Raw genomic sequence first — 24,032 nt, forward strand, 5'->3', positions numbered from 1 at the left:
TATGATTATTGCTTGCTTCCGGTCACGGTAGCTGCCCCCTGGCTCCACCTGCCTGGGGCATGCCTAAAGCCCCGATCAGGCGGTTACAAATCCGACCCGCCCGTCAGCACCTTCCTTCACCCAGACATTCGTCCTGCCCTTGTGCAGGTCTTCCTTCATCTGGCTGATCAAACCCTTCATATCCACCCGGCCCTCGTAATGCTTCTGCAGAGCCGCCGACACATAGAGCTCGCCGAGCTGAGCGAACGAGAACTGCTCAGTTAGACGTGCCGCCTCTGCAGCCTGCTCTTCGCCAATCAGCTTCTCGAAGCCCTTCAGCTGCATGAATGATGCCCGCAGAGCCGTATCCGGCAGCTTGATTTCATAGGCACGGTCAAACCGTCCCGCCCGGTTCATCAGCGCCGGATCGATTTTCTCCGGATAATTCGTTGTTCCGATCAGGAAAATCCCTTCCTTCGATGTCGCCCCGTCCAGCGTATTCAGGAAGAAGGAGCGGACCTGCTCCGGCATCGAATCAATGTCTTCAATGACGAGCACCATCGGAGCCAGCTTCACTGCCTCCTCGAATACCTCCTGAATGGAGCCGCTGCAGGTATGCTCGGTAATCTGCCAGTATGCCACTGGGGCCTGAACGCTTCCCGCAATGGATTTGACAAGTGTCGTCTTGCCGTTCCCCGGCTTGCCATAGAGCAGAACCCCCCGTTTGTAGGGAATACCGTACGTTTGGAAGAATGCGCGGTCCTCCAGGAAGAACTCATCAATCGATCGGAAGATATCCCGCTTCAGCGGTTCATGCAGCAGCACCTGCTCTCTGGAAACCGCCCGCGTGATCGGCTCTTGATGCCGGACAATGCCGTGCTCCCCATCAGTAAACACGGTCACCCTGCTGCGGTCCGACTCCCTGCCCCGCTTCTGCATATGCACCAGGAAGGCATGCAGCGCAGCATCCGATTCCGCAAAAATATAATCCTCGCAGTAAACGCCATGCTCATTAAAGGCCGGCACCTTCGCCAGCGCAACCTTCCACTCGGGATATGCAAACAGATTGTTGCGAAGCGCCGGGTAAACCCTGTATCCGGTATCGTCCGGTTCCGAGCGGTACTCGAAAGCCCTCGCCTCAATCCGGTCGAAAACCTGAGCCATGTATTCGACATCCTTGCTGCCTATGCGGATATCCTCCTCAAGCAGGTCCCAAAATTCATTTCTGCCCGAATCCTCGCTGAAGTAAAGATTGAACGGAGAACCGAACCGCTTCTCCAGCAAGGTACTCACCCGGTCAATCGCCACGGCATAATTATTGTACTGCGGCAGGTCATGAACCGTCTTATCGCCGTAGGTCATCAGACTCGCCAGGGCCGGCTTCCAATCTCCCGCTTGTGCCTGTTTTCCTGCAGCCTTATCCGGCTTGTTCACGGCTTGGGCTTCTCTGCCGCCTGTCTGCGTGCTGTTTATGCTCGAGTTCATTTTATTAGTCATATAAGTCGTTATCCTCTTTCCGGTATATAATTCGTAGTTGGTGAATATCAAAAAAAAAGACCATCCCGCATCATGCGAGACAGTCTTGGGTGCCGGATAACACTGCTCTCCAAGGAACAAGCAGCCTTCTCCAAATAAGCGCCATGCTTTAAACCGGACATTCTGCGTCCCGGCCGGCAGGCAGGTACAGCCTGTCTGACCGCGTTCCCGCAGAACAGCTTGCCCGCAGCAATACTGTCTCATTATATAATTTTGCAGCTGTCCTCTCCTGCAGTGTCACTGTACCCGCCTCCTTTGTTCAATATAGTTAAGAAGCTGCTTCGCCCCGTCTCTCTTCCTGATTCAGCCCCTCACCAGGGCCAAAATCCATAGAAAAAAGGCTGCGGGAGCGCAGCCTGTATCGTTCTTCACATGTTTGAATAACCGATATGCCGGCTGATGCCGGGTTATAGATCAATCATGAAGACCAGTAAGCTGCGTCCGTGACGCGGGGGTGGTATGGATAGCCTGCACGTATGGCTGATCGCCAAAAGTCAGCTGCACGTAGGTCCATGTTACGCTCCGCATTTTCCATACCTCCCTTTCGTCCGTCGTAAGAATGAACACATCGTAGCACGCCATTTTCAAGCTTGTCAACCAATATTATGAATAATTATCGACTATTTCGCCTGAATCTCTTATACAATGAACCGCTGGCATCTGCTTATAAACCTGCTGCGATCCCTGCTTGCTGAACCCGCATGAATCAATCGGGAGGCCCAGGGGTAAGTAGGAAGAAACAGAAACGGGGGGCTGTACATGCTGCTGCAAAGTCGGTTCTTTCGCTGGTGTCTGAGAATTATCTGCATCCTGCTGATCCTCTATCTCGGCACAAAGGTCAGCTTTATTTTCCGTCCGCTCGTATCACTTGTTAATCTGCTGCTCATACCGGTCATGCTCGCCGGCTTCTTCTACTATCTGCTGCGGCCGCTAATCAAATGGCTGGATAAGCTTGGCCTCCATCGCAAGTGGTCCGTCCCTCTGCTGTTCATTATCACGGCTGCCCTTCTGGTATTTGGGGGCATATGGGTTTGGCCGCCGCTGCGCGAGCAAATTGAGAGCTTCATCGATCAAGCTCCGGAGATTGCGGATGACTTAACCCGGCAGGTGAACAGCTTCATGGAGAATGACATGGTTAACGGCGTTATTCCCCAGCAGAGTGAGCTGTGGACAAGAGCAAGCGAATACATGAACAATTTCATTACTGGCGCCTCCGATTATATGACCCGTGTCGTCTCGTTCGTTTCCAGCTTCGTGATTGTTATAGCCACCGCTCCCATCCTGCTCTTCTATATGCTGAAGGAGGGCGGCAAGCTGCAGCCCAGGCTGGAAGCTATGATACCGCGGCGCTACCGCGCTGAAGGCGGAGAGGCGCTTGAAGAAATCGATGAGGCTTTAAGCAGCTACATCGTCAGCAGGGTTGTCGTCAATGTCGCATTGGGCGTTTTTATGTACATTGGCTTTCTGATCATCGATCTGCCCTATTCTTTGCTGCTCACCCTGGTATCTATTGTCCTTAACTTTATCCCCTACATTGGCGCATTGCTGGCCACTGTGCCGGTTGTTATTGTAGCCCTAATCGAATCACCCATGATGGCGCTTTGGTCGGTTATTATCATCTTCATTGCTCAGCAAATTCAGGATAACGTCGTTTCACCGCTCATTTATGGCAAAAGCTTGGCCATGCATCCTGTCACGGTCGTTGCCCTGCTGCTCGTGGGCGGAGACTTGGCCGGAATAGTAGGCATGCTGCTCATCATCCCGATGTACATGGTTGTCCGTATTATCGCCAAGCATGCATACAAGATCTGGAAGCGCAGTAAGGAGAGCGGGACCATAGAGATTGCCGGCAGCAAGCATGATGTGGAAGTGTAGCCAAGCAAGCAGAAACTGAATAAGCCATAATTTATCCGGTTATCCAGCCTCCGCCAGGGCAATGCTAGAGAAGATAAAATCCGCAGGCACGTCCAGCCGTCCGAGGGACGATATGTGTAGAAGCCTCCTGCGGATTGGAGGTGAACAGAGCATGGCGGACAAGGATAAGGACAAGAAACCGAGAATTGAATTTAGCAGTGTATCCGATAAGAACGAAACCGAACAAGTCAACATTGAGATGGATAAGGTGTTTTACGGTGAGAAAGAGGAGGAAGAACAGGTTGCGGAGCGAGCAGCCACTTACTTTTTCCGGGATTAAAATATTCATGAAAGCTTACGTGAAAGTCCATTCCTTGGATAAGGAGTGGGCTTTTTTTGCTTGATTATTGATACGTAATGTATCCTGACACTCTAAAAGCGGCTTTGCCGGCAACCTGAAAATTTTACAATCCCCTTTGTAGACTGGTGTTTTATTTTGTCGTACAAAAAATCGACAAAAAAACCCAGTTACGGGATGTATCCAGAGGGTGTATAATACTGGAAAACGGCTGAAAGTATGTGTTAGATATCATAACACAGTAAGCCGAGTCCTGAACCTTGCGGTCAGGTTATATTACATAACTATGCTGTATGCATGAGAAAGGTGGGACAAGCTCGGTTTTATCCATCGCTCCCTGAGTCAGGCACAGGCAAAGCAATGTACACAGTATACAGAATAAGGAGTGAACGTATTGAAAAAAGCAAAGATAGCTGGACTATTAACCGCGGCAATGCTCGTATCGTTGACCGCACAGGGCGCAGGCGTTGCTGCTGCCGCCAAACCGGAAGGGAAACAACTGATCTCCCAAATTTCCAGTCAGGAGCTGCAGCTTCCCGGCAAGTTTACTCTCAAGCAGACAGACGAGAAGCTTCGGCTCGCTGGCGAGAGCAGCTCTGCTGAGGAAGCTTCTTACAAGCTTGAGCAAATAAGCGGGGATCAGGCTGCAGCCGCCGTGCAAAGCAAGTCTGCGGCGCTTAATTTCGTCCCTTCATCGGAAAGCAGCAAATCGGTTACCGTTATTGTAGAGCTGCAATCTGAGCCGCTTGCGGTGCATGAAGCGCAGCTGAAGCAAGGAAAGATGAAAGCTGCCAGCAATCATAAGACCGTTATCGCCAAGGAACAGGCTTCCTTCCAAGCTGCAGCCAGCCGCTTACCGGGCGCCAAGCTGAAGCATAAGTACACCAAGGTATTCAACGGCTACTCCATGACACTGCCGGCTAACCAGGTGGACCGCTTGACTGCGCTTCCTGGGGTCAAGGCCGTCTACCCTTCCCATACTTACACAGTAGACCCCATGACAGTGCAGCCATTGATGAATGACAGCGCCCCCCATATCGGTGCAGGCCTCTACTGGGACAGCGGCTACGATGGCGAAGGCATTAAGGTTGGCGTTATCGACACGGGTGTCGACTACAATCACCCCAGCTTGAAGGATGCCTACAAAGGCGGCTACGACTTCGTAGACGATGATACAGATCCAATGGAAACACAGCCAGACCCGAATGATCCTGAAGCAGCTACCAATCACGGTACGCATGTCTCCGGCACGGTACTCGGCAGAGGAAATCCCGAGAATCCGGACGGCTCTACCGGCTGGGTGCGCGGGGTAGCACCTGGCGCTGACCTGTACGCATACCGCGTTCTGGGTCCTGGCGGCAGCGGCACGACGGAGGATGTAATAGCGGCTATTGAGCGTTCTGTTGAAGACGGCATGGACGTCATCAACCTGTCGCTCGGTGACGAAATTAACGACCAGTTCTCTGCTGATTCCATTGCTCTTAACAACTCCGTACTGGCTGGAGTCGTCACTGTTACATCGAACGGCAATGCGGGCCCTGGAGACGCTACAACGGGCACGCCGGCGACCTCCGAGCTGGCCATCTCTGTTGGGGCATCAACACCTCCTGGAACCGTTCCGCTCGCGGACGGCAAATCCTCACTGACCGATTCGGTCTCTTATGATCTGCGTGTTATGGCTTATAAATCGGACAGCAATTATAAAGAACTGAAAAGCAAGAGTCTGCCGCTGGTTTACACCGGGCTTGGTAAAGCAGAAGACTTTGCAGGCAAGGACTTAACCGGTAAAATTGCTTTCATCAAGCGCGGCGAAATTGCTTTCACAGAGAAGATCGCCAATGCCAAAGCAGCCGGCGCTGCTGCAGCTATCATTTTCAACCGCGACGATCTGGAGGGTCATGCCGGCAATCTGCTGGAAGACTCGCCGAAGTACATCCCGACCTTTGACATGAAGGGAAGCGACGGCAGAATGCTGCTTGCAGCCCTAGAAAAAGCAGGCGAGGGAACCTTCACTCTGACCGGGTTCGGCAGCTATGAAGATCCCGGCGACGAGATGGCTGATTTCTCCTCTCGCGGCCCTGCCCTGCCGGAGTATGAAATCAAACCGGATATATCCGCTCCAGGAGTATCCATCCGCTCCTCCGTTCCTGCCTTCGACGGCAATTATGAATATGCATATGATTATTTCCAGGGAACGAGCATGGCCGCTCCGCATGTAGCCGGTGCTGCCGCACTGTTGCTTGACCATGACGCGGATTTGACGCCTAACCAAATAAAATCGCTTATGATGAACACCGCTGTCAAACTGCAGGACCGCAGCAGTGAGCGCTATTCACACATGGTGCAGGGCGCCGGACGCCTTGATCTTGGCTCCGTCCTGGAAGCAAACGCAATTGCCATGGTCCGGGAAACAACGGCAGCTGTTGCTTCGGAGGAACTGACTGAATATCATACGGGCAGCATATCCTACGGTGTCCTGAAGCAGGGCAGCGAAGCATCCCGTACGGTTGATGTTGAGAACATCAGCGGCAAGAGCGTTTCCTATGACATCACAACGGTATGGTACGGTACTGCTCCAGGCAGCCTGGCAGCGAGCAGCGCCCAGGTTACAGCAGCAGCCGGCGAAACCTCCTCCTTCGAAGTTGATTTAGCCATTGATACTGATATGCCTGACGGCCGGTACGAAGGCGAGGTCATCCTGACCGAGACCGCGGGAGAACGCGTCCTCCGCATCCCGGTAGCTGTTTATGTGATGGAAACGATCGAGCTGCCAAGCGTTGTGTCGGACGTTGAGATTACGCCGGATATCTTCTCTCCTAATGAGGATGGTTCGCTTGATACCTCGGCAATCACCTTTAATGTGAACGCAAAGAATGATTATGTTTCTCTTGATGCCTACGATGATGCTACCGGCAAATGGCTGGGAACCATTTTTGAAACAGACGGCCTTGAACCGGGAAGCTACAAGCTGAGCGGCTGGAACGGCGAAGTCGTCAAAGAAGGAGAAATATCGGTTCTTCCCGATTCCCTGTATGTGATGGTGCCGTGGGCCGGTACCGATGGCGGGGATATTGAGCCTATCGATGATGAACTCGTACCTTTCGTCGTTGACACGGGTGCTCCCGAGGCTTCCGTTGATGAGAAGCTGAGCAAAGTTACCGAGGATTCTGCAGTTATTACCGGCCAGGTTGATTCCGATCTGCTGATCGATATCTTCGGCGAATACTCCGGCATCGGAGCAGGAGCCATGTACGAGCGTAACGGGGAATGGCTGCAGGCCGATGGAACAATTGCGGAAGATGGCGCGTTCACGATCCCTGTTCCTGTGTTTGCAGGAGATAATATCTACGAAGTATACGTCTATGACCAGGCAGGCAATGGCATGACGGTACCTGCCAAAGTCATTACGTATACATCAACAGCCAACCCGGATCCGACCGATGCATCGGTAACCGTGAAGACACCTGAAGCAGATGTCAAGGCTGGTGATCCTTTCACGGTGGAGGTCGAATTTGCCAAGCTGACGGATCTGTACTCCGCGCAGTTCAGTTTGACTTATGACACAGCACTCACGAAAGGAACGGTCAAGCCAAGTGTAACGATGGCCACTTATCTGGAACAGGCTAATCCGGGCGCGTCCCTCATTTATGATGAGAAGCTGGTCGATCTCGGGAACGGCAAGCATCGTGCGGATTACATCCTGTCCATGGTAGGTGACGTCAGCGGCTTCACCGGCAGCGGAACACTGGCGGAATTCAATTTCTCGGCAGCTGTCAAGGGAAGCTATGACTTCCAGCTGTCAGATGTGCGCTTCCTTGGAAGCGAAGGCCAGGAAATCCAGCCCGGCACCATTAACGGAGGCAGTGTGAAGGTGGTTGAGGAGCCTGCGGGCCCTGGACCAGGCGAACACATGATCAGCGGCAGCATCAGTGCCGAGGCATTCGGTGATGAGGTCAACTTCGATGACGTATGGTACAAAGGCGAGGACGGCAAGCTGCAGGTAGTTGTTGAAGCCCTGGATGCTTCCGGCAAGGTTGTGAAGATGGGCACTGTGAAAGCGGACGGCACGTATGCGATCAGCGTACCGGCTGGAACGTACACGATCCGCGTTGTCGTACCTGGTCACATCAGCAAGTCGGAAACCGTGAAGGTTGACGGAGCGAAGAGCGTAAGCTTCGGACCGCTGACTGCGGGTGACGTTAACAACGATGCCGTTATTGATCTGGCTGACCTTAACCAGGCGGCAAGAGCCTTTGGCAAATCCGCACCATGGTCCTCCAAGTCCATTGGCCAGACAGATATCAACCGTGACGGCGCAGTCAACATCCTGGATATCTCGTATATCCTCAAAAATTACGGCGAAAACGAGTAACGTTTCCGAAGCTGTTCTAACCTAACTGCCGGTGGGGCCTGTGCCCCGCCGGTCCTTTTCATTCCATACATCCTGCTGCTTACTGAAAGGGGTTCTACTCTTGAACAAATCGTTGAAATGGATCATGCTTCTCGCACTTCTCCTATGCTCCCTTCCATTCCCGGCCGCCGCTGCAGCCGGACAAGCCTATCCGGTTAAGACGCCGCAGCTCAAAGTCGTGCTGTCGGACACCAACCCAAAGGTAAACGACACCTTCCAGGCGGATTTCTGGATGCAGGGCTTTGTCGGCGACTACAAACGCGTAGAGGGAATTGAATTCCACCTGGTCTTTGATCCTGCTCTGGTCGAGCCGGTAATGGACGGAAGCACAGGCAAGCTGGAAGCGAAGCTGTTCCCCGAAGCCAGCAAGCCGATTACCTGGAGCAACTCCGTGGACAAGAAGGGGAAAATCGCCTTTGCCCAGACGCTTCCGCCCAAAAGCAAAAGCGGTTATTTCACAGGCAGCGGCAAGATCGGCTCCGTTACCTTCAAAGCGCTGAAGGAGGGGGCTTCCACCTTCCAGATGACAAATTCATTGGTCATTCTTCCGGAGCTGGCAGGCGTTAATGTCAAGCATGCCCATAACAGCCTGACCTTCCACATCGGATCGGACAAGGCTCCAACCGAGAAGATTGAGGAGGTCGGCACTGCCGCTCCGGCAGGCAAGAGCCGGACTGCGTCCGAGGTCATCGCTGCCTACTCGGATGCGAAGGAAATCGAATCCTTGCCGTGGGCTCAGGAAGCGATCGCCGCCTTAACGGACTACGGCGCGCTGAAGGGCAACCAGCACAATGCCATGGGCCCGAAGCAGGCGATGACCCGGGCGGAGTTCGTTCAGCTGCTGGTTGCAGCCATGGGACTGGAAATCAAGCCTGCGGGCGGAACAGTACTGACTGACATCAAGCCGGAAGACTGGTATTACGACGCGGTAACAGCTGCCGCTGCAGCAGGTGCTGTTGGAGGCTACAAGGACAAGGCAACAGGCGCCCTCAGCTTCAAGCCGAATAACAAGATAACCCGCGCGGAAATCTCAACGATTCTGGCAAGACTCCTGGATAACCCGGCAGCTGCTGCAGAGGGAGCAGCCTTCAGCGATGTGAAGGCCGGACACTGGGCCCGCGCTTCCATCATGAAGCTGGCCGCAGCGGGAATTGTAACGGGTGGCAGCAACGGCAGGTTCGCACCAGAGAATCCGGCCACAAGAGCCGAGGTTTGTGTCATGATTCACCGGCTGATGCTGAAGCAGTAATATAAGGCGGGTGCAGCGATTTTCCGGCAAAAGGAAAAGCAGAGAGCCAGATAACGGCACTCTGCTTTATTTTTGTGGAGATGATTACTCCTGCCCGTTATCCAGCCACCTGCCGATCAGCTCCAGACAGACGATCACATTAATGGACCACTGGGACACCGTATTCGTCGAGATGCCGGGCACCCCGGCCATTCGCTTCATATACTCCCGCGCTGGTACTTCAAGCGGCTCGGGCGGCCCTGCTATGAACCAGTGGTCGCCGCCCCGCAGCAGCAGCTCCCATGCCTCCCCTGCAAGCTGCCGGTCATCCCGGCGGGCTGCCGCATACGCCATCATCGACGTCGCCAGCATCGGAATGTTCCAATCCACGCCCTGAATGCGGCCGTCAGTCAGTTCTGCCTTCCGCTCCGGCGGCAGCGTATAGAACGCTCCATACTCCGCTGCCATGTCGCACCACTCCGGATCATTCAGCAGCTCCGCCATCTCCATCCATATCTGTGCGCCGCCCATGCAGATCATCAGATGATGGCCCCAGTTCTCGTCTCCCATATGCTGCAGCTCGCCTGTTTTCGGATCATAGCCGAATACAGGGCCTGTCAGCAGCCGGTCCGGCATCTGCTTCAGACAGGCTATTCCGCGCAGCATTTTGTCACGATAAGCCGTATCTTCATAACGTTCCCACTGCACCAGCCAGTTCGAACAGAAGGCCGACCAATCGGGCCCGCTTCGTGTGTGGGTTGGAAATTGATCCTTCGGGTAATAGGCGCGCATGGGGTCAAGCCCCACCGTGGCGTAGTCCGCGTCCCGGACGGCATCCATCCGGTCCGAGATCCGCTCGTCGGCGGTCAGGTAGAAGTAATAACGGTGCAGGCCCGCCATCGCAATCCGCGCCTCCTTGCAGCCGCAGCCCCAGTGCAGCACATTATGCCTGCTGCCAAGGCCCGCATATTCACCGATATGATAGACGTCAACCTCGCTCGTATGCCGGGTCATGGCCTCCGCGAAGCGGAAGATGTCCTTCCGCCCCGTCCGGAGGAACATGTACCAGAGCCACATGTTGGGCGCCAGCTCGGTATTCTGCCAGGCACAGCCGCCAATGTCGTACCGCCACGTATGCCGGACAGAATCGTAGCTGTGCATGACATCGCCATAATCCCAGAAGCCGTACCAGCCCCTTCTTTCCACCTCGTCCTCGTAGAAGCTGTATAATCCAGCCAGCGTATCCTCCAGATGAGCCTTCACCGGTGTGCTCCGGTCGGGCAGGCTCCAGACGCCAAGGCTGCCTGAAGCATGGTAATGCTCCGGCTTGCACACCAGGAGCGGCGGCGATTCCAGCAGGTCTGCCATGCGGTCCAGCTCCTGCGAATCCGGCGTACCGGCCAGGCACCACAGCGTGCATTCATTGGTGTTCGCAATGCCGTATGGTGTGCTGCGCATTTCCTCTGCGCCCTCATAAGCCGACGCCACATGCGTCTCTGTGTCATAATGGCGCAGGTCCATCGGCTCCGCGTCCCTGCTCCACAGCCAGACTGTTATGTTAGCCTCACTGCCTGCAGCATCCGTAACCTCGAGCGCTGACGGAGCCTTCTGCCAAAAATACCGCAGGCCTGCGGCAAGACCGCCTCCCTCGCCGCCCGCATAGACGAGCCCTCTCGCTCTGCTGCCGGAGGAGGCTTTAATCCAGCTGCAGCCTTCTCCCGTCCGCTTCTTCATGGTGTAGGAATCCGGCGTCAGCTGGCTGAGCTTGTAATCATTCCACGTAGCCGCGTCGTCCATGAGTTTTAGAAAATTCGCGTCTCTATCAGGCGTAAGCTCAATTAGGCGCCCCGCTGTCTGTTCCCGGTACAGCTCATCATACGGGGGATTCAGCCGGAACATCATTAATCCCTTGGGCGATTCCGCGAACCATCCCGCCTCGCCGGCAAAACGTACATGACGGTTATAAGAAGGCCCGCGCATCGGCACATCAAACTCCAAACCCACTGCCCGGATAAAATCCTGATGCGGATTGCCGTCGTACACGAAGCTGTGGACGATCCGGATCTGCTCCAAGCCTGCGTAGAAATACAGACGCAGAGTGAACGGCAGCCATTTTCTGCCGCTGGCTGTCACATGCCGCCCATTCACTCGGATAACAGCCCGGAGCGGGCCCTGCTGCTCGATCTGAAGCGCTTCAACCTCGCTGACCATCTGCTCTTCCCTGACCGTTCTGCCATCCGGTTCCTGTATCCGTACCTCGCGGATGCCTGTCAGCTTCCCTCCGCAACACACCTTCATGCCTTCCTCGGAGCGGATAACCTCGCGGATGATGGAAGGCCCGCTGCGCGGCAGAATGCAGCGGATGGCGCCTGTGTCCACCACAACCTCTGCCGTGCTGTCCGTTACAGTCACCCCGGAGGATGTGACTTCTGCGGGCTGTTCTGCAGACCGGACCACCCGGTAGGCTTGCGCCGTCTGTCCGGGAGTGAAGACAGCCGCATGAGCCGTCCATTTGACACTGCCGTCAGGCCAGTAGGCCAGCGGCCAGCTCTGCATCGGCAGTGGAGCGCCATTACTGGCAGTGCCCTCCTCCCCCGCGGCTTCCCGCAGGGCAAGCTGATCTTCGCGCTTCAGCTCCCCGCGATTCCATGGAACCCCCCAGGTGACACCTGCTGCTGCATCCGGCTTGTGTCCGCCAAGCCAGCTTAAGGCTGGCCCTGTCCCTGAGTCTGTACCCGGTCCTGTACCTGCAACAGACTTCGCACTCCTCCCCGTGGTTTTGATGGTCATGCCTGCTCCCCCTCTCCGCTTTGCGGCAGCAGCTCATGTACACGCAGGTTCGCGTATTCGGCAATAAGCGGCACCATCTGCCGGAAGCCTATTTTTCCTCCGCCCAGTACCGGTCCGCAGCCGCTGCCAGAGTCCATGCATCTGAAGAGCTCAATACCATCAACGCTGAAGCTGATCTCTCCGCCGTTCTTCACGATCTGCATCCGGTAGGGGCCGAGCAGACCGCTTCCGGATGACACAGCCGGAAGCGGGTCCGCACCTTGGGCCAGCAGGTGGAAGCCTCTGCTCTTGCGCAAATTGCAGGTCTGCAGCCTCCTCTCCTCGGGATTACTCTTGCGGTAATACGAGATATGATAAGCGTTGATGCTGCCATACCGGTACTGGTCATACGGGCCATTCCGCTCCGGAAGCCGGGGATCAAACAGCTCCTCCCCGCCAGTTCCCGCGGCAGCGAAGAACATCATCGCAAGCCCCTCGGCATTCACCGGATAGAAATCCCACTCAATTACGACCCGTCCCGGAAGCGTCACCGGACACCAGTACACGATGTTAGCCGCCTGGCCGTCTTCCGGACTACGGATGCTTTCCAGACGCATGCGGCCGCGTGGAAATGTGACAGCCCCGTCGCCTTCCATCACAAAGCCCTCTGCATCTCCCGGCCGCGACAGTGCATTCTCATACAGCAGCCTGCCAGCCCCCAGCCCGCTCTGTGTTTTATACCGTTTCCCGTCGTGGCGCTGCGCCTGCTCATTCATGGGTAGCTCCCTCCCTCTCCCTTAAGCTGTGCCAGCGGTTGAACCGGGCCATCTCCACACCCGCCAGCATGAGAATCCCAATCCCATGGGTATCATTAAGCAGCCAGGGCAGATCCTCCTTGTAATAAAGCGGGGAGAATGAATAACCCGATCCCCTGCATACCCCGTATACATTCCCTTCATCATCAACTGCCTTGCCGGCGATTCCCTGCCAGCCGCGCTGTACCGCCATCCTGTACCGGTCTTCCGCCGCAAGCCATCCCAGTCGCATGCCCTTCGCAATCGCATACACGAACATGGAGGTACAGGAGGTCTCCGCATAGGAGGCTGGATCATCCAGCACCTGATGCCACATCCCCTCCTCATCCTGCAGCGGCAGATATCCCTCGCACAGCTCACGGAAGAACCCTTCCAGCCAGCCTCGGTCCTGATGCTCTACAGGCATGGCAGCTAGCAGCTCTGCCAGGGAGAACAGCACCCAGCCGTTCCCCCGGCCCCATGGCACGCCGGTCGCCCTGCCGAATTTGAAGTCATAGACATGCGACATGATCTTCTGCTCCGGTAAGAACAGGTAACGCCGGTACAGCCTGAACTGCTTCGCTGCGTCATCCAGATAAGACGGATCGCCGGTAAGCCCGGCATAACGGGTGAGGAAGGGCACGCTCATGTACAGGTCGTCGCACCACATCGTATGCTGCATGAAATCTGTGCTGCCCCGCACGCGGTACAGCGCCCCGTCCGGCAGCCGGTCCTGCCGCCGGCTTATGTACCCGGCAATCCGGTCAGCAGCGGCACGTGCACCCGGCAGCTCCCCGTTCTCCATCGCCGCCAGCATCGCAGCCCCGAAGGAGCCGCAGTCGTCCAGGCTGTCAATCGCGGCCAGCTGGTGATTAATTCCTGGTGCGCCATAGAGCTCCCTGTCCCGGCAGGCATAACGGTCCATCTGCGTGCACGCACCGATGTGACGGCGCGCATAAGCGGAGAAGTCTGTTCGTCCAAGCTCTTCGGCCGCCGCCAGCAGGCCGTACAGCGTTACCCCGAGCGGATAATTCCAGCGCCCGTAATGAGTGGTCTCCACATAAGGACGGATGACTGTATCCGGCTGGTCCGCCTGCCAATATACCAGGGCACTCCCTTCCCCTTCATAAGGGATATCCAGTCTGCACAGTGCCTCAAGCTCCGGCTCCGCTCCAGCTGCACAAGGACCAAGAAACAGCCAGGGTCCCGCGTCCGCGCCACGGACCTCAACCGGCTTGACCAGCTGATAGTCTCCTGAAGCCTGCAGAGCCGCCAGCTCTGCTTCCCAGTTTCCACCTGCACATACAGCATGTATCAGCACATCATGAGTGCCGCCGCGGACGGGCAGCTCCAGCATGACCATGCGCCGCTCGGGTCCAGCCGATTGATAGACTGGCAGGCCTCCCACGAATACCCGGACTTGGCCAGCCACATACCCTTGAAGCCGGACCTGCCGCTCCTCAGCGGCATCCCAGTCAGCCACAAGCCGGGACCACCCGTAAGCCGACCTCCCTTCCTGCCTGCCGAACAGCCTGACAAACGAGCCGACTGCCAGCTCCTCTTCCGTCCAAGCTGCCTCGGGCAGCCACTTGAGCGGAGAGGGCTGAGCAACCGCCGGGTTCAGCAGAAGGGCGTCCGTCGGGCTGTCGGTGCCATTGTAGTCAACCGGCTCTGTGAACAGCCAGCCCTCCTGTCCTTCACGTCCTCCTGCGGGAATGATCACATGAAACGGCATTCCTTTGATCGAGCCCGTGCCGAAGAGCCCCCCGCAGCCGATCCCGGTCTTGATGAACCGCAGCACAAGCTGGTTCCAGCCCTGCCGGAGTCCATGCCGGAACCAGTAGCGGCGGTCAGGAAACACCTCCTGCTCGATATTCGACTTGAACGCTTCCTCCCCGTTTATATACAGCACAGCCGGACCGAAGCAGCTGATGCTGAACGGCCGCATGCCAGCCTCCCCGCTCCAGAGCTGCGCCCATACATACACGGCCTGGCCTTCCCGCATCTGCGGGAACCTGGATGCCAGGTCGAAGGTGTACCGGAAATCACTTCCCCGCCGGAATCCGCCCTTCCAATAACCCCTGTATACGAACGGCGCTTCAGGCTGATCAGCGATATATCGCTCCGCCACCAGCTGCATGGTCTCGCGGGGGTCATTCCCGTCTCGAACGAAGCTCTCCGCCGGGCTGCTGTATGTCTCGGCCGTCCATTCATTCATTCCGCCGGCTCCCCCTTCCACAGATACTCCCCTCCTGGGTACAGGGTAGAGCTGTACAGCCGCTTCGGCTGAGGCAGCGGAACGCCCGGGTTTGCGGCTGTCAATTCTACAGCCTCCGAGCCAAAAACCGATACCGCTTCATCCGTATAGATCAGCACCTGCTCCCGTCCGCTGCCCGTCAAATCCGCATGCGCCGCGTAACCGTCAACCGGGAACACTGTGCTTTCCCGCATATATCCGTCATAGAGGGTTGGCAGGACACCGCCTCCCCGCCGGTAAGCGAGAATGTAGTCGAGCGGCCCCCCGTCCCAATTGCGGAGGGTCTCAATGATGGTCAGCCAGCCGCTAGTCTTCCGGTCTTCCTTCCAGATTTCCCGTCCCTGCGCATCAAGCAGGAAGAGTGCATCTTTCCCGGACTCCGTCAGCACGCCGGTCGTGTCCCCGCGCTCCATCCGGTCGAGACCGGCAACCTGAAGGCCCGGCAGATCAGAACGAAACTTGCCAAGCGCCACATGCTGCGACTCAATCGACCCTTCATACCGCCAGAGCTCCCGTCCCTCTCTGTCATACATAACGGTGACGCTGCCGCCGACTACAATCTCCTCGCGGCCGTCCTGACCGTCTACATCCCCTACCCAAATGCAGTCCGCATGATCTTCCAGCTCCTGGCAGGACCACAGCATTGTGCCGTCATGATCCAGCAAATCATAACCCGCCATCACCTCGTCGCGGCCGTCGCCGTCCAGATCAAATACCCAGGGAAAGTGACCCGGGTTGCCATCATGCGTCCACAGCAGGCGAAAATCCCGGTCCATCGCCCACAGCTTCTTGTAGCGGTCCTTCAGAATGACATCCCCGGCATGACTGCCTCCTGTTAAGTTAGCCACGACGATACAGTCATGGGCTTCCTCTCCCGGAAGCTCCCATGAGCGCTTCTCTTCTCCGGTTGCGCCATCCAGCACCCGGAACCGCTTGTTCATCACGCATACGATTTCACAGATGCCATCCCCGTCAATATCGCATATTTGCGCCGGGTAGTCCGAACCGGGCCGGCCGGCATCCGGGTCAGGTGTGCCAACCTGCCAGAGCAGCCCTCCATCCAGGTCATAGGCAGTCATACACTGCACCTGATGCGGTACATACCGGTCATCAATGCCCCCGTCCGCCTGAACCATCACGATCTCCATACGCCCGTCGCCATTGATGTCACCGAGCAGCATCTTGCATCGCACGCCAGCCTGCCGGATATCGAGCTTGCGCAGCAGAACCGCATCCCTGCTTACCGTATTCATCGTATTCATCGTATTCATCGCCCTTCTCCCTTCATTGTTCGTGCCTTGACAGCAGCATTGCCTGCGGGAGTGTGCTGCCCGGCAGCGCGTGTCCCGCAGGCAATCCTTCCTGCATCCTATTGCTTGTTATCCGTTAGATTGCACAAGCGATCTTATTTAGAGTTGGATTCCTCATACAGCTTATTAATCTCAGCAATATAATCGTCCCCTCCGCTGCTTCTCCAGAGGGCAATTGCTTCGTCCAGGCCCTTCTCATCAAGCTGGCCAACGATATATTTAATCCTTGCGTCAGCGATGATGTTGTCAAGCTGCTGGCCCTTTTGCGCGTAGACCTGAGACACAAGCGGTTCAGCCGGATTGGCCACGATGATCGCTTCGTTCGCCTTATAAACCTCTTCAATCTGCTTATTCACGTCCGTCTGCTCCAGAGGCGGAAGAACCTGCGGGATAAACATCAGCATCTGATTCATCGCTTCATATTCCTTCACCAGCGCAACATCAGCTTCTGTAACAGTCGAGACCAGGAACCCGTCCTTCATTTCGTAATGACGTCCTTCCATGCCGTATGACAGCAGCAGCTGCATCTTGGGATCATTGATCTGGTCGAGGAATTTCAGCACCCGCTTCAGCTCCTCCTCAGTCTTGACCGCGGATTTGGAGATGGCAAGCATCGAGGAATAGCCCTGTGTCGGCATATCCCGATGGCCCTTCGGACCGACCGGCGCCTGGTGCACCGACATATAGGAGGACTCGCGCTCCGCCTTATCCTGCATCCGGCCGTCGATCCGGCGGGCCATATCAGCAACGTCCACCACAGCGCCAGCCTGGCCGTTGACCAGCGGGTCCATCCAGACGGCAGGGTCCATGACCGCAAAGTCTTCGTTCACAAGCCCTTCTTCATACAGCTTGCGGAAGAAAGCCAGCGCATCCTTGTACTCCGGTGTCATATGAGTCGGCACCAGCTTGCCGTCCTCCCCCACGCCCCACTTGTTAGGCGTGCCGAACCAGACCTGCATGATATCCCACGGACCTGCATACTTCGTGACGACAAGGCCATAGGTATCATCCTTGCCATTGCCGTCCGGGTCCTGCTCCTTGAACGCCTTCAGCATGCTGTAGAACTCATCAATCGTCTTCGGCGGCTCCATGCCGACCTTCTCAAGCCAATCCTTATTGATCGTCAGTCCCATCCGTCCAAGCGTCCGGGCACGATAAATGCCGTACAGCTTGCCGTCTATCGAGGAGTTGGCCAGCACCACGTCATTCGCCTGGCTGAGGTTCGGATAGTCCTTTAAGTAAGGGGACAGCTCCCAGAATGCTCCCGCCCGTGCTGCATTAATGAAGCTCGGCGTGCGGTCAACCACCATGACCGACGGCAGCTGACCGGAGGCAAGCGTAATATTCATCTTGTCAGGGTAAGAGCTGTTCGGCACAAACTGCATCGTGATGTCTGTATTCGTGTAAGACTCCAGCTCCTTCAGCACCGGGCTGTTCTTATCCGGCAGATCGGTCTTGAACGACGGTACCATAATGCTCAGCTTCAGCGGTGACTCCTCTGCCGTGCTGCCTGCGGCAGCGCCTTCCCCGGCCGTCTCGGCCTTCGTATCCGCCGGCTGGGTCCCGCCGCTGTTCCCGCCCCCTCCAGAACAGGCTGCAAGCACCGACAGCAGCATAACTACAGACAACAGCACAGCAAAGCCCTTGGCCTTACGGCCCTTCTTGTTCGCATACAGGTTCATGAATCGTCCTCCTCGGTTGTTTTACGGCCCAAGGCCGGTGTTCAGCTTCATACGGATGAACAGCTGTTACCCCTTAATGGAGCCCAGCAGCATACCTTTGGCAAAATGCTTCTGAAGGAACGGGTAGACCAGCAGAATCGGGATCGTACCCACCACGATGACGGCCATTTTGACCGACTGCTCGGGCGGCTTCACATAATTCGGGTCCATGCTCCCCACATCGCCTATCGCCATCTGCGACAGCATGACAATTTCCCGGAGCAGCACCTGCAGCGGCCACATCGTATGATCATTGAGGTACAGCAGCGCAGAGAAGAAATTATTCCAATGGCCTACCGCGTAGAACAGCCCGAAGGTGGCGATGATCGGTTTGGACAGCGGCAGCACGATGCGCCACAGCACGCCGAGATCAGTACAGCCGTCGATTCGGGCTGACTCCTCCAGGCCAGGCGGCAGCTCCTGGAAGAAGTTGCGGATAATAATCAGATTGAATGCGCTGATCGCACCGGGCAAAATAACTGCAGCGTAGCTGTCCAGCAGACCAAGCTCCTTCACAACGAGATAGGTTGGGATCATCCCCCCGCTGAACAGCATGGAGAAGATGATCAGATTCATAATCAGCCGCCTGCCAATCAGATCACGCCGGGACAGGGAATAAGCCATTGTCAGCGTGAATGCGAGATTGACCAGCGTGCCGACTGCCGTTATGAAGATCGACACCCCCATTCCCCGAAAGATCGTCTCCGATGAGAAGATATAATGATAGGCGCTAAGCGAATAGTCACGGGGAATGAGGAAGAAGGAACGCTCCGACAGCTCCGCTTCGGTTGCGAACGAGCCGGCGATAATGTAGATGAACGGCAGTACGGTGACCAGCGCCAGAGCCGCAAGGAACAGATAATTCAGCCCGTCGAACATTTTTTCCGCGAGTGAGTCATGCTTGCTTCTCAAGAGCAGACGCCCCCTTTCCCATTAATAGAGCCCTTCCTTGCCGAACCGCTTGGCCAGCCAGTTGCTGCCGAAGATCAGAATGATTCCGACCACTGACTTGAACAGCCCGATCGCCGTGCTGTAGCTGAATGCGCCTTGTGTGATGCCGACAAAATAGACATACGTATCGAACACGTCCGCGACGGTGCGGTTAAGCGAGTTGGTCATCAGAAAAATCTGTTCAAAGCCGTTATCAAGGAAGTTCCCCAGCCGCAGGATAAGCAGAATTACAATAACTCCGCTGATGGCCGGAAGGGTGATATGCCACAGCCGCTGGAAGCGGCTCGCACCATCCACAACCGCTGCTTCATACTGCTCCATATCGACCGATGCCAATGCCGCCAGGAAAATAATCGTGCCCCAGCCCGTCTCCTTCCACATAATCTGCAGAATAATCAGCGGCCGGAACCAGTCCGGATCGGACAGGAAATTGATTTTGGCGCCGGTCAATTGAACAACCAGCTCGTAGATCACGCCGCCCTGCGTGGTCAGGAACACATAGGTCATGCTGGCCACGATAACCATCGAGATGAAATGCGGCACATAGACCATCGTCTGGACGACCCGCTTGAAAATTCCCACCCGGATCTCATTAAGCAGCAGCGCAATAATGATTGGAGCCGGGAAGAAGAAAACCAGGTCATAGACGGCCAATATAAAGGTGTTGCGCAGCAGCCTTCCAAAGTCCGGATTGGAGAAGAAGTTGCGGAAATGCTCGAAGCCGACCCATTCACTGTTCCAGAAGCCTATGAACGGCTGATAGTTCTGAAAGGAAATCAGCACGCCCCACATGGGCAAATATTTGAATACAAGGAAGTAAAGCAGCCCAGGCAGCAAAAGCACATACAGCCATCTGTCCTTCTTCAGCCTGCCAGCTAAGCCACGTTTCTTCTTCACCGGGACCGGGTCCGCACGTTCCGCGGCAATAACGGGCTCGGCAGGCAGCATCGTCGTTTTCATCGGCTCATCCTTTCGGTTTGGAGTGTGTGGTTGCAACCCCTTGAACCGATTATGAGGGATGAATGTAAGGGCTTACAATTCTACATTTTTGCAGGCGGAAATCCTTGTTCCATAAGGATTTTCCGCTCTTGGTGGTACTCTTTTGCAACCCTGTACTTTGTTGCCTGTCAGGCCATCTCGCGGTACTGGGTGGGCGTAACACCAGACTGCTTCTTAAATATGCGGTTAAAATAGCGCTGCTGGTAGCCGACCGCCTCCGCCACCTCGGTAACCTTCATATCCGTGCATCGCAGAAGCTCCTTCGCCCGGTTAATGCGAAGCTCGGTCACATAGTCGATGAAATTAACGCCGGTAACCTGCTTGAACAGCCTGCTCAGCGTATAGGAGCTAGTGCCGGCCAGATCAGCACAGCTTTCAAGCGAGATATCCTCAGCGAAATGACTCTGAATGTATTCTATGGTCTGCTCAACCAGCCGTCTCAGTTCAACACCGGCCAGTGCCTCCCGCTCGGATAAGAACGGCAGAATCGCCTTCTCCTTCAACAGCTTCAGCATCCGCTGCGGATCACGCAGCTGGGACAGCCGGCCGAACAGATTGGCGCCGCCGGACAGGCGCAGGGGGTTCACACCCGATTCCAGCATCATGTGGCGAATGCTTCCGAGCAGCTGCAGCATCGTCTGCTGCAGCTCCGTCTCCGTCCGGCATGCCCTGACAGCCTCCCCGAGGAAACGTCCGGCAGCTGCCTCCGCTTCCTCGCGTTTGCCCTGGCGCATGGCCTGCACAAGCTCCAGCTCCGTGCCGAACGGATACTCCGCCCCGCCATCCGGCAGGTCGTAATTGTCCGGGTCCTGCATATTAAGCAGCTGGTTGCGTCCGATAAGGCGGCGGAAGCCCGCTGCCCGTTCAAGCTCCATATACGCTTCGGTAACACGGCTTATCGTATCCACCGGCCGGCTAATAGCTGCCGCCACCTGAACACGCAGCAGCCGGTTCACAGCAGATGTTACTTCTCCGGCAAGCTGGCTGAGCAGTTCCGTACCCTCATCTTCTTCAGGCATAATAACGAACAAGCCAACCGAAAGATCATGAAAGTTGAGAACATTGTATTGCTCCAGCCGTGCCGCCGCCAGCTCCTCCATAATGTTGGCCGCCGCAAAGGTCAGCAGGCTCTCATCCCCGTAGGAGAACCGTCCTTCCTGCTCCCAGCCCGTCAGCTGAAAGTGGACAATATAGAACCGGCTGCCCGGCGTCTCCCAGCCGTAACGCTTCATTCGCTCCCGCAGATGTTCTTCGGAATGTGTGTACAGGTGACCCTGCACAAGCTGGAAGAGAAACCCGGTCCGCAGGCTCGGCAGCTGGTCATTCAAGCGGTTCTCCAGGTCGCGCCTGACCGAAGCGGCCTGACTCCACTGACTTTCTATATATTGAAATTCATCTAAGCCTCTGGGCGCCTGGCCTGTATCGCTGTCAAACCGCCTGATAAGCCGCTCCACAGGCGAGTACATCCGGCGAGATGCAAGCCAGGAGAGCAGCAGCGCAAGCAGCAGACCCGTCGTGCTAATCAGCAGAATGATATTGGAGAGGGTAACAACAGGCGAAGTTATCGCCGTTACGGGCGCTGCCGATATGTAGGTCCACTCTGCTTCCACCCGTCTCATGGGACCATAGGATACGGAATAGGTTACCCCGCCATCCTCCCACAAGAAGGTACCTGCCCGCTCCTTGCGCTTCAGCACTTCCTCACGCAGATGGGCCTGAAGCTCCTTGCCCCCGGACTTGTCCGAGATAACATATTGCCCTCCCTCATCAAGGAGGAAGGTTGCCCCCTCGTTGTAGGGGGTCATCGTCTTCAGCAGGCTGGCGAGTCTGTCCTGCTTCAGCGTCACGACAAGAACACCGAACGGGGCTGGACTTTCACCCGGAATGCGGTGAACCAGCCGAATGGGTTCATTCTCAGCATCCTCCCAAGCAGCCTCAGCCTCAAGGGTCAGCTCATCCATTCCTGGCCTGGCGGCATCGGCAGGGGTCACGGCTTCGATCCCGCTCGCATCCCCGCCTCCTCTCTCATTGCCCCGAGAGACGCCTCCCGGTACTGTGCGGCCCGTCCAATAAATGCTTCGCGGGTCCGCCAGCAATCCCCGGTAGGCCTGTATGACTTGTGTGTCGGCCAACTTATAGTAGCCGGGCTTGAACAGCACCGGATCTTTACGGTCAATGAACAGCTCGACATTATCAATCAGCGGATGTGAGCCGTTCACAATGACCAGCGTCTTCGTAATGTCGTAGGTTTCCTGAAAGCTGTACACGTAATCCAGCTCCTTAAGCTCTGAGCCGAAGCGCGGGCTGAAGGCCCAATGAGACAAATCCAGCTCCAGATAGGCAAGCTGGTCATCAATATTGCGCACCCGCTCCGCGACCTGGCCCCTGTGCATATCGCTAAGATCCCGCTCCATTCCGCCGACGCCAAAGAAATAGATACAGACACCGGTGATAAAGCCCGGAATACTGGCGATGAGCAAAAACAGAATCAAGCTCTGGCGGTAGAATCTTCCCCTGTCCCCCAACCTGCGCCATGCTGTCTCAGGAAGCTTGACAAGAAGCTGGTTAAACTTCACAGAATCACCCCGTCGATATTAGTTAAGCGCTTACATTTTACATTGAAATGAATACCTCCTTCAATTATATGGTGCCATGAATAGGAAAGAGCCGTTAAAAATCAGATATATTTGTTCAAAATTCAGAGGTCTGGCCCTTCCCGGTCAACAATATAGAGCGACTGTGCTGGCCTGCCGGAAGTCTAAGTGTCTTCCCGGACAGGCAGCACAGCCGCACCGTTCCGCTAATTGCGAATAATAATGTAGACAAGGTAAACCACGTACGAGGCGGCCAGGATGATCCCTTCCGACCGGGCTATGGTGTAGCGTGTCCGGGAGAAGATGAACAGTACGATCATCAAGCCGATCATAATCAGCATATCTGACGCAATCTTGGGGTCCACGCCCAGCGGGGCAACAGTGGCGGCCGTTCCCAGCACGAACAGCAGGTTAAAGATGTTGCTGCCCACAATATTGCCAAGAGCGATATCTCCCCTCTTCTTAAGAGCCGCTGTAACCGAGGTCACAATCTCCGGCAGCGAGGTGCCGATTGCCACAATTGTCAGCCCCACCAGCGTCTCGCTCATGCCAAGCGCGAGAGCAATCTGGGTGCTGCTGCGGACAACCAGCTCACCGCCGATAATAATGCCGGCCAGTCCAAGCAGCGTAAACAGAATGTTACGCCCCCATCCCTTGGCCCCCGCCGCATAATCTTCACTGGGCTGCTCCCTGTTATTGAGCGCAGCTTCAATTATGTAGTACAGGAAGATCGCAAAAAACAGCAGCAGGATGATGCCATCCCCCCGGGTAATCCAGCTGTTTCCTGCCTCCGCCCCCTGCAGCGCAGCATCACTAATCAGCACCAGCAGCGCTACACTCGCGAGGACTGTAAACGGGATTTCCTTGCGGATTGTCGCACTCTCCACCTTCATTGGTATTAGAAAGGCTGTCAGCCCGATGGCAAGCGTCGTGTTCAATATATTGCTGCCCACGATATTGCCAAGCGCCACATCTGCATTTCCTTTCAACGCAGCGAGTATACTAACGGTCGCTTCCGGCGAGCTTGTTCCAAATGCCACAATGGTAAGTCCGATCAGCATTGGCGATATCCGCAGCAGGGCCGCTATGCTGGATGCACCCTCGACAAACCAGTCCGCCCCCTTGATCAATAGAGCAAATCCAATGACCAGCAGAACGTAAGACATGCTGCTTCACCCCATTTCCAAATATTGAACGATAACATGAGCTTATTATGATCCCAAGCAGGCAAGACTAAACCACTTTTCCGGATAAATCCAAGCCGTAGTTTC

14 protein-coding genes are annotated in these 24,032 nt (G+C 55.9%); 4 read left to right on the top strand and 10 right to left on the bottom strand.

The genetic code is table 11. The features are described from left to right. Positions 1 to 75: 75 nt before the first annotated feature. Positions 76 to 1,341 (bottom strand): AAA family ATPase, encoded by a 1,266-nt coding sequence (locus tag DNH61_RS18760; protein WP_111148352.1) that lies wholly within the window; start codon positions 1,339 to 1,341, stop codon positions 76 to 78. A gap of 933 nt (positions 1,342 to 2,274) precedes the next feature. Between DNH61_RS18760 and DNH61_RS18765 the strand changes: the two genes are divergently transcribed. From DNH61_RS18765 to DNH61_RS18775, 4 genes are all read left to right on the top strand, one after another. Further along, positions 2,275 to 3,390 carry an AI-2E family transporter gene (locus tag DNH61_RS18765; RefSeq protein ID WP_245948248.1) on the top strand — a complete coding sequence of 372 codons (1,116 nt, stop codon included), beginning with the start codon at positions 2,275 to 2,277 and terminating at the stop codon, positions 3,388 to 3,390. A gap of 151 nt (positions 3,391 to 3,541) precedes the next feature. Further along, positions 3,542 to 3,709, top strand: a complete 168-nt coding sequence (locus tag DNH61_RS26465) for a hypothetical protein (RefSeq protein ID WP_181438776.1) — start codon at positions 3,542 to 3,544, stop codon at positions 3,707 to 3,709. Between the two features lie 412 nt (positions 3,710 to 4,121). Further along, positions 4,122 to 8,099, top strand: a complete 3,978-nt coding sequence (locus DNH61_RS27050; RefSeq protein ID WP_111148225.1) for a S8 family serine peptidase — start codon at positions 4,122 to 4,124, stop codon at positions 8,097 to 8,099. A 100-nt stretch (positions 8,100 to 8,199) separates the two neighbouring features. Continuing rightward, positions 8,200 to 9,387, top strand: a complete 1,188-nt coding sequence (locus DNH61_RS18775; protein WP_146241084.1) for an S-layer homology domain-containing protein — start codon at positions 8,200 to 8,202, stop codon at positions 9,385 to 9,387. Positions 9,388 to 9,471: 84 nt separating this feature from the next. On the opposite strand, the gene DNH61_RS18780 is transcribed toward DNH61_RS18775, so the two are convergent. From DNH61_RS18780 to DNH61_RS18820, 9 genes are all read right to left on the bottom strand, one after another. Next, on the bottom strand, positions 9,472 to 12,156 hold the full coding sequence (locus DNH61_RS18780) for an exo-rhamnogalacturonan lyase family protein (protein ID WP_181438777.1): 2,685 nt from the start codon (positions 12,154 to 12,156) through the stop codon (positions 9,472 to 9,474). Next, positions 12,153 to 12,911, bottom strand: a complete 759-nt coding sequence (locus DNH61_RS18785; RefSeq protein ID WP_111148228.1) for a DUF1961 family protein — start codon at positions 12,909 to 12,911, stop codon at positions 12,153 to 12,155. Before DNH61_RS18785 ends, DNH61_RS18780 begins: the two co-directional genes overlap by 4 nt. Further along, positions 12,904 to 15,147, bottom strand: a complete 2,244-nt coding sequence (locus DNH61_RS18790) for a glycoside hydrolase family 88/105 protein (RefSeq protein ID WP_111148358.1) — start codon at positions 15,145 to 15,147, stop codon at positions 12,904 to 12,906. The genes DNH61_RS18785 and DNH61_RS18790 overlap by 8 nt, the downstream gene beginning before the upstream one ends. Next, positions 15,144 to 16,448, bottom strand: a complete 1,305-nt coding sequence (locus DNH61_RS18795) for a hypothetical protein (RefSeq protein WP_425452278.1) — start codon at positions 16,446 to 16,448, stop codon at positions 15,144 to 15,146. The genes DNH61_RS18790 and DNH61_RS18795 overlap by 4 nt, the downstream gene beginning before the upstream one ends. Before the next feature lie 143 nt (positions 16,449 to 16,591). After that, a complete protein-coding gene (locus DNH61_RS18800) occupies positions 16,592 to 18,178 on the bottom strand; it encodes an extracellular solute-binding protein (protein ID WP_111148230.1) in 1,587 nt (528 codons plus the stop codon). A gap of 66 nt (positions 18,179 to 18,244) precedes the next feature. Continuing rightward, positions 18,245 to 19,096 (bottom strand): carbohydrate ABC transporter permease, encoded by an 852-nt coding sequence (locus tag DNH61_RS18805; protein ID WP_111148362.1) that lies wholly within the window; start codon positions 19,094 to 19,096, stop codon positions 18,245 to 18,247. A gap of 54 nt (positions 19,097 to 19,150) precedes the next feature. Further along, positions 19,151 to 20,128, bottom strand: coding sequence for an ABC transporter permease (locus DNH61_RS18810; protein ID WP_281272418.1), 978 nt, complete (start codon positions 20,126 to 20,128; stop codon positions 19,151 to 19,153). A gap of 167 nt (positions 20,129 to 20,295) precedes the next feature. Then, complete coding sequence (locus DNH61_RS18815; RefSeq protein WP_111148232.1) at positions 20,296 to 22,743, bottom strand: helix-turn-helix domain-containing protein; 2,448 nt, start codon at positions 22,741 to 22,743, stop codon at positions 20,296 to 20,298. A gap of 224 nt (positions 22,744 to 22,967) precedes the next feature. After that, the gene (locus tag DNH61_RS18820) at positions 22,968 to 23,927 is read right to left on the bottom strand and encodes a calcium/sodium antiporter (protein WP_111148234.1); all 960 of its coding nucleotides are present in this window, start codon (positions 23,925 to 23,927) and stop codon (positions 22,968 to 22,970) included. Positions 23,928 to 24,032: the final 105 nt, after the last annotated feature.

The sequence above is a fragment of the Paenibacillus sambharensis genome, assembly GCF_003233845.1.
In the GTDB taxonomy this organism is placed as follows: domain Bacteria; phylum Bacillota; class Bacilli; order Paenibacillales; family Paenibacillaceae; genus Paenibacillus_I; species Paenibacillus_I sambharensis.

What these genes read in the sequence shown, in the direction of transcription:
- DNH61_RS18760 (WP_111148352.1), bottom strand. Translation starts at nt 1,341, where the DNA reads ATGACCTACGGCGATAAGACGGTTCATGACCTGCCGCAGTACAATAAT.
- DNH61_RS18765 (WP_245948248.1), top strand. Translation starts at nt 2,275, where the DNA reads ATGCTGCTGCAAAGTCGGTTCTTTCGCTGGTGTCTGAGAATTATCTGC.
- DNH61_RS26465 (WP_181438776.1), top strand. Translation starts at nt 3,542, where the DNA reads ATGGCGGACAAGGATAAGGACAAGAAACCGAGAATTGAATTTAGCAGT.
- DNH61_RS18780 (WP_181438777.1), bottom strand. Translation starts at nt 12,156, where the DNA reads ATGACCATCAAAACCACGGGGAGGAGTGCGAAGTCTGTTGCAGGTACA.
- DNH61_RS18785 (WP_111148228.1), bottom strand. Translation starts at nt 12,911, where the DNA reads ATGAATGAGCAGGCGCAGCGCCACGACGGGAAACGGTATAAAACACAG.
- DNH61_RS18790 (WP_111148358.1), bottom strand. Translation starts at nt 15,147, where the DNA reads ATGAATGAATGGACGGCCGAGACATACAGCAGCCCGGCGGAGAGCTTC.
- DNH61_RS18795 (WP_425452278.1), bottom strand. Translation starts at nt 16,448, where the DNA reads ATGAATACGATGAATACGGTAAGCAGGGATGCGGTTCTGCTGCGCAAG.
- DNH61_RS18800 (WP_111148230.1), bottom strand. Translation starts at nt 18,178, where the DNA reads ATGAACCTGTATGCGAACAAGAAGGGCCGTAAGGCCAAGGGCTTTGCT.
- DNH61_RS18805 (WP_111148362.1), bottom strand. Translation starts at nt 19,096, where the DNA reads ATGTTCGACGGGCTGAATTATCTGTTCCTTGCGGCTCTGGCGCTGGTC.
- DNH61_RS18810 (WP_281272418.1), bottom strand. Translation starts at nt 20,128, where the DNA reads ATGAAAACGACGATGCTGCCTGCCGAGCCCGTTATTGCCGCGGAACGT.
- DNH61_RS18820 (WP_111148234.1), bottom strand. Translation starts at nt 23,927, where the DNA reads ATGTCTTACGTTCTGCTGGTCATTGGATTTGCTCTATTGATCAAGGGG.